At 35.6% G+C, this 11,737-nt stretch carries 5 protein-coding genes; 1 reads left to right on the top strand and 4 read right to left on the bottom strand.

The features are described from left to right. Positions 1 to 205: 205 nt before the first annotated feature. The 4 genes from QLQ95_RS19230 to QLQ95_RS19215 all read right to left on the bottom strand — a co-directional run bounded on the left by QLQ95_RS19230 (position 206) and on the right by QLQ95_RS19215 (position 7,355). On the bottom strand, positions 206 to 1,228 hold the full coding sequence (locus QLQ95_RS19230; protein WP_095927554.1) for a glycoside hydrolase family 43 protein: 1,023 nt from the start codon (positions 1,226 to 1,228) through the stop codon (positions 206 to 208). Positions 1,229 to 1,352: 124 nt separating this feature from the next. Beyond that, positions 1,353 to 2,528 carry a cellulase family glycosylhydrolase gene (locus tag QLQ95_RS19225; RefSeq protein ID WP_320495098.1) on the bottom strand — a complete coding sequence of 392 codons (1,176 nt, stop codon included), beginning with the start codon at positions 2,526 to 2,528 and terminating at the stop codon, positions 1,353 to 1,355. Between the two features lie 272 nt (positions 2,529 to 2,800). Beyond that, positions 2,801 to 4,324 carry a RagB/SusD family nutrient uptake outer membrane protein gene (locus QLQ95_RS19220; RefSeq protein ID WP_482501188.1) on the bottom strand — a complete coding sequence of 508 codons (1,524 nt, stop codon included), beginning with the start codon at positions 4,322 to 4,324 and terminating at the stop codon, positions 2,801 to 2,803. A 16-nt stretch (positions 4,325 to 4,340) separates the two neighbouring features. After that, entirely contained in the window at positions 4,341 to 7,355 is a 3,015-nt protein-coding gene (locus QLQ95_RS19215; RefSeq protein ID WP_482501187.1) for a SusC/RagA family TonB-linked outer membrane protein, read from the bottom strand. 395 nt (positions 7,356 to 7,750) lie between these two features. Here QLQ95_RS19215 and QLQ95_RS19210 point away from each other — a divergent pair, with 395 nt between their 5' ends. After that, complete coding sequence (locus QLQ95_RS19210) at positions 7,751 to 11,680, top strand: two-component regulator propeller domain-containing protein (protein ID WP_482501185.1); 3,930 nt, start codon at positions 7,751 to 7,753, stop codon at positions 11,678 to 11,680. The last annotated feature ends 57 nt before the right edge of the window (positions 11,681 to 11,737 follow it).

Here is an 11,737-nt window from a genome sequence, read left to right as displayed (position 1 = left end):
GGTGAAGATATTTACCGTAATATTTCTTCTAAATCAAAATGAATTACCGGGCTCATCTCCACATAAGCCCGATAATTACTGAACTAAACTAACTTAACTAACCAAGTTTTTTAATTGTGAATTGTTAATGGTAAATTGTAAATTACACAGAACTTCAAAAATGAAGTTTGGAAATAATTAATCATTAACAATTTACAATTCACCATTATTTTCCGAATTTCTTCACCAAACTGTCGTATTCTTTTTTAGAGATTGTAATCATGCAGCCGTGGCGCACTTTTTCTGGAAGACTATATTTGTCCCAATCGGAGAAAAAAGTATATCCTGAGGCTTGAAACCAAGGTCCGTTTAGGTTATCTGCGATTGATAATCCGTAGGAAACACCTGGGTATTGTTCGTAATACATGTACCATATTTTGTCATCAGGAGAAGGAATTAGCATTGGCGCTTCTCTAAAGTTTGGACTGATCGATTGCTGGGGCAAAGAATAAGGGCCTAAAAGGGATTTTGATTTGGCAATTCGGATGGTTTTTCCGGTTGTCCAATACAAAGTTGGATAGGTTTCGTCTTTGATCACGGCATAATAAGAATCGCCGACTTTACGAATAAAAACATCAATCGTTCCCATATCCCAGTCGAATAAGCGTTTTGGCGTTCCTTCGAAAGTTTTTAGATCTTTAGATAAAACATACAAGGTACGCTGACTCGCCCAATAACGTTCTCCGTCTTCTTTCGTTCCTTCCAAATGTGGCGTATGCCAAGTCATGATGAATTTTTCTGAATCTTTGTCGTAATACAATTTTGGTGCACCTATTCGCTGTAAAGCATTTGAATAATCAGGAGTGCTTTTTAAATCTGGTGTATAATCAGAATGTTTTTTCCAAGTAATCAAATCATCCGAAACCCAGATATTAATGCTTTTTGCGTCGTCTCCTGTATTTCCTGCAATGTAATATTTTCCGTCTGGCCCTTTGCAGATATCGGGATGTCCTTTATAATCTTCAAAAACACGTTTTCCGTTATTCAGGTTTTCCCAATGAAGTCCGTCCAAACTAACAGAATAATACAATCTGCCGTAATCGTTATGCGTCATGTGCGCAAACAAATAAGCTTCGTTTTTTGGTTTTTCATTTCCCTTCACTTGTCCCGGCGGATCTGGTTGTTGCGCTTTCGCGGAAAATCCGACCAGAATCATCATTAGAAAAAATAAGTTCTTTATTGTTTTCATAAACTGTTTTTTTAATGTGTCAATTAGTCAATTTGATAATTAGAAAATGAGAAAATGTGGTAATTAAAAAATTAGTCAATTAACACATGTCACGAATTATCTAATTATCAAATTGACACATTATCTAATTCTTCTTATTCGCCTCAGACGTCATTTTCTTAATCAAATCGGTTTCAGCTTTTATGTATGGCGTTCCGTCTGTGTGCAATACATCGTGAAACCATAATTTTGGCTCTGCTGTATAGGTTTTCGTCCAACTATCCCAAGCGTATTTAGTTTGTGTTTTTCCGTCTACAAATCCCCAGTTGATCATTCCTACGTTGTATTTTCTCGCAAGAGGCAAAAAGCCTTCAAAAGTGCTTCCGTTTGGTCTTGCCATATATTCTGTACAGATTAATGGTTTTCCGTAACGCTGTAATTGTTTGATTACTTTTTCGAAATCCTGAGGTGTGTTGTAATTGTGGAAAGAAACAATATCAGATTGTTCGATCTGCATTTTGTGCATTGGTTTCATTTTCGCTTCGTCGCTCCAATCTCCAACCCAAACCCCTGAAGTCAATGGCTGCGACGGATTACTTTCTCTCGCCCACACAAAAACATCTTTTAAAAGTGGCAAAATCAAATCGACTTTGTTTTTAATTTCTACTTTTTCGTAAGAAGGCCCAGTCATGTTATCTGGTTCGTTCCAAACATCCCAGCCTAAAATTCGTTTGTCATCTTTAAATTTGGCTACCGTTTCTTTTACATATTTCTCTAAACGCGGATATTGTGTTTTATCCTGAAGCGCTTTTTGCCCTGGAGCCTGCACCCATCCTGAATTGTGCGTATGCGGTTTTGGAGCGCGCTGTTTTCCTAATGCAGGAAACGGATCCCAACAAGAATCAAACAACACAAAAAGGGTTTTAATATGATGTTTGTCTGCAATTTCCAAAAATTGATCCATGCGTTTGTAAAGTCCTTCAGCATCCTGCTGATGCAGTAAATCGTGCAGATAGACGCGCATTACATTCATGCCAAGACCTTCAGCCCAACCCAATTCCTGATCAATTCTCTTTGGATCAAAAGTATCTTCCTGCCACATCTCTAACTGATTTATAGCTGTGCTAGGAGAATAATTTGCGCCAACTAACCAAGGCTGTTCTGCATACCATTTATTGGCCTGATCTTTTGTCCAGATTTCTCTTTTTTCTATTGATGCGATTTCGCTTTTCTTTTCTTCAGGAGTACTTTTTTTATTGTTGCAGCTAAGCAATACGAGTCCTGCTAACATAAATGTCAGACACAATTTTACTTTCTTCATTTCAATTTTATTTTTTTGAACAATCGTTCTTTATGATAAGGGAACCAGACTTTTACATCTGATCCCCTCAAAAAATCAGTTTTAACTCATTGAGTGATTTTTTCTATTCTTCAGCTTAATTTAAATCTCTCTAAATCTGCTTTAATCTGTATAAATCTGCGTGAAAAAATGGATGCAAAAAGCATTTCACGCAGATTTTAAAAGATTTTAGCAGATCAAATTAGATTTTACTTGTTGAATGAAATTATCTTTGTTTCCATCCAATCCGTAATTTAATATCCAGAATTCTGCTCTAGATTTGGGTTATTATCTACATCGCTTTGTGGAATTGGCATTCTATGATTTTTACCAACTGTGAAGTTTTTAAAATCTGGATCACGAAGCGCAATTTTATCAACAGAAGCTTGAGTGTTTAAATCTCCCCAACGTTTTAAGTCTTCCCAACGAACGCTTTCACCACATAACTCTAAAACTCTTTCCATTTTCAAACGCTCTAAGAATTTGTCATGATCGGTTCCAATTTCAGGATGTGCTGTTGCCAATGCATCCATGTTTGCACGAGTTCTTACCAAATCAACATACTGATACGCTTCAGCAGTGCTTCCTAATTCGTTTAGAACTTCCGCGTAGCGCAATAAAATATCCGCATAACGAACCAATCTGTAGTTTACCTGATTGTAGTAGTCTTCGTTATTTCTGTAATAATCACGGCTTCCTTTTCTAAACCAAGCTTCATTATTGTTCCACTCCCAATTTCTATCGTATGTTTTGTCTCCAAAATCGGCTAATAGTTGAGGATAGAATAAGGTCCATCTTAGCCTTTCATCCAGTTTTCCATTTTTATTGTTTTCTTGTTTAAAAGCATCAACTAACCAGATACGCGCTTGTCCGTCAGACCATCCAATTCCTCTTGGCGCAAAAAACTGAGAACGGTTACTAGAAACTGCTGCATTTTGTGCCTCATCAGTTCCCCCTTTTCTTTGATCTCCAAATTGAATTTCAAAAACAGATTCACCGTTATTTTCATTTGTGTCCGTAAAATTATCTCTGTAATTAGACACCAAACTGTACTTCGCTCCTGCTCCAGAAATTAAAAATTCAAGTGCTCCTTTTGCTTCTGGCCATTTGTGCTGCTGCATGTATACTTTTGCAAGAAAAGCTTTTGCAGCACCTTTATCTGGTCTTCCTAACTGATCGGCTGCCCAGTCTCTTGGTAAATCTTCAAAGGCTTCATTCAAATCTTTTTCTACTTGAGCCCAGATCTCAGCAACCTTTACTTGTTTTGGTAAATCGGCTGGCGTAGACGGATCTAAAACCAACGGCACATCTTCCCAAATTACACCTGCATAATAGTAATGTAATGCTCTAAAGAATTTTGCCTGTGCGATAATTTTCTTTTTATCATCTTCATTCTGAAAAGCGATATTCGGAACATTGGCCAAAACCTGATTGCATCTAAAAATGGCTTTGTACGTATCTCTCCATGTTACGGCATTTCCTTCCCAAAAATTATAATTGATGTAATTAAATCTTGTCCAATCTGCCAATTCTGTCCACGGACTTACGCTATACCCCTCATCAGAAGTTAAATCTAAACGGAAATAAATCCATCTTGCCCACAAACCATCTTTATAAAACATGGCATAAATAGAGTTTACACCGGCTTGTGCATCGCTCTCCGTTTTCCAATATTGGTCTACTGTAATATCATTTGGGCTATTCAAATCTAATTCGTTTTCACAAGCGGTAAAAACAAGACCTAAAAAAGCTGCGGTTATTATGATTATTTTTTTCATTACGCTATTTTTTTAATTAAAAGCTAAATTCTACACCAAAAGAATAAGTCTGAAGATTCGGGAAAGAACCATTATCAACACCTCTTTCAAAAATTCTATTATCACCCGTATTGCTAAACTCAGGATCTAAACCTTTGTATTTCGTGATTGTTAGAATGTTTTGTGCAGATAAAGTCAATCTTGCTCTTGAAATTCCTGATTTTTCTAAAACACTGCTTGGTAAATTGTATCCAAAACCAATGTATTTTAGTCTGATGAAATTGCCGCTTTCCAAGAAACGGTCACTATCTCCTCTTGAATTTAAAGTCGAACCTTTTGTAACTCTAGGAAAATCGGTATTTGGATTTTCTGGTGTCCAAGGCTGAATACCTTTTCTGTAGTTACTATTATCGTCAAAACGATCGACAACACTTCTAAATCCGTTGTAAACTGTAGCACCATTTGAAGCAATCCAGTTCATAGAAAAATCAAAGTTTTTATATTCAGCTCCAGCGTTTAAACCCATTTCAAATTCTGGCCACGGACTTCCCACAATCGCTTTGTCTTCGTTTGTAATTTGTCCGTCTCCATTATTGTCTTTAAAACGAATATCTCCAGGTACTGCATTTGGCATAATAACTTTCCCGTCGGCATTTTTATAATTGTCTATTTCCTGCTGATTTTGGAACAATCCATCTGTTTCCAAAACATACCACATTCCTACTGGGCTTCCGCTTCTAGTCATGGTGTTTCCAATAATGTTTTCGTTTTGTCCATTTCCTAAAGAAACCAGCTTGTTGTTTACCTTTGTGAAGTTTACAGAAGCATTAAAAGAGAAATCATTGATTTTTTTGCTGTAAGCCAATTCAAGCTCAAATCCTTTATTTTCTACCGTTGCAGCATTAGAGATTGGGTTTCCTCCATCATTTCCTGTAGTCAATAAGATTGGAAAACCAAATAATACATCTTCTGTACGTGCAATGAAATAATCAGCCGTAAAACGTAAATCGTTATTTAAAATTCCTAAGTCTAATCCAAAGTTGGTTTGTTTTAATTTTTCCCAACGCAATTGCGAGTTCGATAATTTTACTTGAGTTGCAGAAGGATATAAAACTTGGTCTTTTCCTAAAACAACCTGTCCGAAATTATTAATGAAACTTTTAGATTCGTATTCTCTAATATTTCCAGAACCTAATTCTCCATAACTTGCTCTTAATTTTAAATCTTTAATGAATTCTGATTTAAAGAAAGATTCGTTGCTTATTCTCCATCCCGCAGAAATAGAAGGGAAATTACCCCATTTATTACCATCGCTGAATCTTGAAGAACCATCACGTCTGATTACGGCATTAAACAAATAGCGGTTATCGTAACTGTATTCAAATCTTCCTAAATACGACGTTAAAGCCGCTTCATTAATGAAACCTCCAACAACTGGTGAATCTCCTTGGTTTAAAACCTCATAATATTGTCCAGTTCCAGAATTCATCGGAAGATTTCTTTTTGTTCCATAAATCTGGTCATAATTGTCTTTTTGATACGTCTGACCTACTAAAAGCGTAATATCATGTTTACCAAATTCTTTTTTGAAAGTCAATGTATTTTCAAACAACAAAGTCTCTGATCTACCTTTGTTTTGATCGGTTTGAGAAGGATCTTGAGGCTGGTTTAATGTCCAGCTTCCTTTTTTTCTCATGTATTTATAAGAATCGAAACTCGTTTCATATCCAAAATTGAAACGGTATTTCAGCCAAGGCACAAACTTTAATTCTGACCAAATGTTTCCTCTAATTCTAAAATTTTCATTAGTTACATTAGAAAAATCAGCCAAAGCCAAAGGGTTTGTTCCGAAAGTATCGGCAACACCTTGTTTCCCATAACCATATCCTCCAGGATTTGATGAATCGTAAAGCGGAATCGTTGGCGTCATTCTGTAAACATCAATAATTGGATTTCCAGACATTTCATCTGTTTTGGCATTACTGATCGCTAAGTTTTCTCCAATACTGAAAATTCCTTTTGTACCGCTTGAATTGACACGGAATGAAATTCTGTCAAAATCAGTTCCGATAACTGTTCCTTCATTTCCAAAATAATTTCCAGACATAAAAAAGGTCGAATTCTCATTTCCTCCAGAAAAACTCGCGTTGTAATCTTGAATCATTCCCGTCTGGAAAGTGGCATCCTGCCAATCTGTATTAACAGCCATATTCAAGTTTTGTCTTGGGAATCCAGCATTATCATAAGCCATGTTGTTGTATTTGGCAAATTCCTCAGTTCCCATCAAATCGTAACGAGGCATAACCTGAAGACTGCTTTTTGCTGATACTTCAACCTGAAGCGGTCCTTTTTTACCTTTTTTAGTTGTAATGATAATGACACCATTTGCCGCTCTAGAACCGTAAATCGCTGCTGCAGAAGCATCTTTTAAAACCTGAATCGATTCGATATCATTTGGGTTAAAGTCTCTGTTTGCAGAAGTTACCAAACCGTCAATTACGTATAATGGGTTTGTATTTTGAAGGTTTTTAAGTCCGCGAATTTCAATATTGGCTTCTTGTCCTGGACGTCCGCCTCCGCGAACTTTAACTCCAGTAACCAAGCCTTGAAGTCCGTCTGCAACTGTTGTAACTTGTCTTTTCTGAATTTCTTCAGGTTTAACCAATGCAACTGCTCCTGTAAGATCTTTTTTCTGTTGCGATCCGTAACCTACAACTACTATCTCATCGAGTTTCATGGCATCTTCTGCCATTGTAACATTTATAGAAGTTTTGTTGTTAATTGCAATTTCGATTGTTTTATAGCCCTGCGAACTAAAAACTAGTGTCTGATTTCCGTTGGCAGTGATTTTATAACTCCCGTCAAAATCAGTAACAGCACCATTTTGAGTTCCTTTTATCAAAACATTCGCAAAAGGAACCGCTTGTCCGTCTGCGGTAGTTACTTTTCCCGTAACATTTACTTGCTGGGCAAAAGCGGACTGCAGTAATAAACTAAAGAAAACCAAGAGGTAATATCTCTTCGTTAAAAAGTGAGTGAACTTTGTTTTCATTGATTTTTGCATTTTAGATAGTTTTATTTCTTTTTGTGGTTTGGTTTAATGAAATATGGCTCTTTTTTAATCGTCTGGAATACGGGCAAAAAAAGAACTAATATTCTTTGGTTGTAATAAATTGTTCATTTTGTTTCAAAATTAGTAATGGTTAGATTTTTCAAACTTTATTTTATTGATAGTATATTTTTATCCTTAAAAAATTATCAATATCGTTTATTTGAAAATTCAAAGTAGACGCTTTTTATTCAAAATAAAATGCTTCATTTGTGTCAATATCTCTCTCAAATGATTCAAATTGTATTAAAAACAGTCCGTTTTCATTCAGATGCAACATTTTGTAGAATATTGACACGATATGCCGAAATATTGATTTTAGCCTTAAAAACAGACCTATGCGTAAATTCTTTCTTTTTTTATGTTTCAGCTTTTTTTCGATAAATTTTTCGAATGCGCAAGATTATTATTTTAAACATTTTCAGGTTGAAGAAGGACTTTCAAACAATACCGTTTTAACCTCCATTCAGGATAATGATGGTTTTATGTGGTTTGGAACCAAAGATGGTTTGAACCGTTTTGATGGCTACCGTTTTAAAACCTATAGAAGCAACGGAGACCCAATACATAGTTTAGGAAGCAATTATATACAGTCGCTGCACGAACATAACGGTACGATTTGGGTTGGGACTGATAAAGGTTTGTATCATTACGACAAAAAGCAGGATAATTTTACGATTTTGAATGAAGCTATAAATGATCGTATCAATGACATCAATCACGACCAAAAAGACAACATTTGGTTTGTTTCTGGCAACATTTTGTATAAGTATGCACCAAAAAAGAAGGAAACAACCACTTTTAACCCGAACAAATATTTCATCACCACTTCGATTACGAAGGATTATAAAGGCGAAATCTGGGCTTCTTCTCTAAATAAAATCTATCATTATTCGGAAGAAAACCTTTCTTTTGAGAATATTCCGTTAAATCCTCCAGCCGATAAAGCCAATTTTAGAATTACGGTTATTTATGCCGTTGATCGCGAAAACATCGTAATTGGTACGCTCGATCACGGCGTACTCCTGTATAATAGAAAAGACAAAACGACAAGTGAACTTAAATTTGGAATCAAAGAACCGGTTTTCGTGCGTCAATTCAGAAAAAAAGGAAACGATGAACTTTGGATTGCGAGCGAATCGGGTGTGTATGTTTATAATCTGAAAACTAAAACCGCTGTAAATCTTAAGAAAAATTACAACGATCCGTATGCGATTTCAGATAATGCGGCTTATTCAATCACAATTGATAAAGAAAACGGAATCTGGATTGGAACGTATTTTGGCGGAGTCAATTACCATCAGAAACAATATACGCAGTTTAAAAAGTATTTTCCGCAGAACAACCAGAACTCTATTAGCGGAAGCGCAGTTCGAGAAATTCATAAAGATGATCATGGCGATTTATGGATTGGAACCGAAGATGCGGGCGTAAATCGTTTTAATCCAAAAACCCAAAAGTTTACTACTTATCCCGTTTCCTATTATAATATTCATGCTTTAATGCCTCGAAAAGACAAAATCTGGGTCGGAACTTTTGAACATGGTTTAGATGTTTTGGACAGAAATTCTGGCGCAGTTATCAAACATTACAGCGCAAATGATGGCCGAAGCGGACTGCACAGCAATTTTATTTTTTCTTTTTATGAAATGAAAAACAATGACCTGATTGTAGTGACAACATCGGGACTTTATCGCTATAACGAACAGGCAGATAATTTTGAAATACTGAAATTCTTTCCGGAAACGTATCATTACACGAATATGAAAGAAGACAACGACGGCAATCTCTGGGCTGGAAGCTATCGTGACGGATTGCTGTTTTATAATCCGAAAACGAAGAAAAAAGAGGTTTTTACGTATGATTATAAAAATCCAAAAGGGATAAGCAATAATACGATAAATGCTATTTTTGAAGACAGTTCTAAAAATTTATGGATTGCCACCGAAAACGGACTGAATCTCGTAAACAGGCAAAACCATACTTTTACCAAATTCACAACCAAAAACGGAATGCCGAGTAATGTCTTCTACTCTATTTTGGAAGACGATTCTAAAAATTTGTGGCTGACAACATCCAAAGGTCTGGTAAAATTTGGTCCAGATCATAAAGCAATCAAGATTTTTACCACCGCAAACGGATTATTGAGCGATCAGTTCAATTACAATTCGGCTTTTAAAGATGCAAACGGCGATATGTATTTTGGAAACCTAAACGGAATGATCAGTTTTAATCCGAAGCATTTCAGTAAAAACAAATACACGCCTTTTATTTACATTACCAATCTGCAAATCAATAATAAAGACATTGAAGTTAACAGCCCCGACTCGCCTATTTCGCAGTCTATTTCGTTTCTAGACGAATTGGAACTCAACAACAGCCAGTCGACTTTTAATTTGGAGTTTGCATCTTTAAATTATACCGCGCCAGAATTGACCGAATATTGGTTTCAGCTCGAAAACGTTAATAATGATTGGGTTTATCTAGGAAGAAACAACAAAGTTTTCTTTACCGAACTAGCGCCTGGCGATTATGTTTTTAAAGTAAAATCCTTGAATAGCTTTGGAGTTTGGAGTAAAGAGATAAAACTCAAAATTACAATTCTGCCTCCATTTTATGCCAGCAGTTATGCGTATATATTTTGTTTTATACTGTTCTGCGCCGGATTGTATTACATTATCAGATATTCTCAAAATCTGACTCAGATTAAAAATAATCGCAAGATAAAACATCTAAACGACGAAAAAGAGAAAGAAATCTATCAGGCAAAAATTGATTTTTTTACGAATGTAGCACACGAAATCAGAACGCCTTTGACTTTGATTAAAGGTCCGCTGGAAAAGCTTTTAGGCATGAAATACGAATCGGAAGAAGTGCCGCAATATCTTTCGATTATGAAGAAAAACACTTCTCGTTTATTGAAATTGGTCAATGAATTACTCGATTTTAGAAAATCTGAAATTGGCGGTTTGAAATTGACTTTCGTCGAAGCGAATATTTCTTCGATGGTTCGAAATTTCCATTTGAGATTCAGCCAATTAATTGAAGAACGTGAACTGGAATTTGAATTGGAATTAGGCGAAAAAGACATTCATGCTTTTGTAGATAAAGAAGCTTTCAAAAAGATTCTGAGTAATTTGATCAACAACGCGATTAAATACTCAAACAAAAAAGTCTTTATTTCTTTATTTAGAGATGAAAAGAAACTCCATTTGATTGTAAAAAATGACGGAAATGTGATTCCAATTCATTTAAAAAATAAAATTTTTGAACCGTTTTTTAGAGTTGACGACAGTAGTACGGCTTCAGGAACTGGAATCGGGCTTTCGTTAGCACATTCTCTAGCGCAATTGCACAACGGAAGTTTAGAGTTGATTGAAGATACGAATTACAATATCTTCGAATTGGTTGTTCCGCTACATCAAGAAGAAGAATTTATGCTTTACGCCGATGCTGAAAAAGAACAGATGGAAAGCGAAACGCCAAAAGAAGCTGTTGAAATCAAAAATGAAAAAGCTCAGGTTTTGGTGGTGGAAGACAATGAAGATCTTCTAAGTTTTATTACAACAGAATTGGCAGGAACATACACTATTTTAAAAGCAGAAAATGGTGAAGAAGCCCTCAAAATAATTCATAATCAAAACATTCAGCTGGTAATTTCGGATGTGACTATGCCAATCATGGACGGAATTACGATGTGTAAAAAGATTAAAACCAATCTGGAAACGAGTCATATTCCAGTAATTCTTTTAACAGCTAAAAATTCGCTGAAATCACAAATCGACGGACTTGAAGTTGGTGCAGATGCTTATGTAGCCAAACCTTTTTCGATGGATTATCTGAAAGTACAAGCCAATAATCTGATTGAAAACCGCAGACAGATTATGAATTATTATGCAAGTTCTCCGCTTTCGCACATTAAAAGCATTGCTCACAATAAAACCGATGAAAAGTTTCTGAAAAAACTCGACGACGAAATTCTTAAAAACATAACCGATCAGGATTTAAGTGTAGAATCACTAGCCGAAATCATGAATATGAGCCGCTCGACTTTATACCGAAAAATCAAAGACATTACAAATCTGAGTCCGAACGAATTAATCAATATCGTACGATTAAAAAGAGCTGCCGAGCTATTATTAAACGAAAACTACAAAATGTACGAAATCGCAGAAATGGTAGGCTACAAATCGCAAACGAGTTTTGGACGAAATTTCCAAAAGCATTTTAATATGTCACCAACGGATTATATCAATGCGAATAGATAATTAGAAAATGTGTCAATTAGATAATTAGTCAATTAACCTCATTATCTAATTGGCACA

It is taken from the genome of Flavobacterium sp. B330r (assembly GCF_056824325.1).
This window is presented reverse-complemented; position numbering and strand designations above follow the sequence as displayed.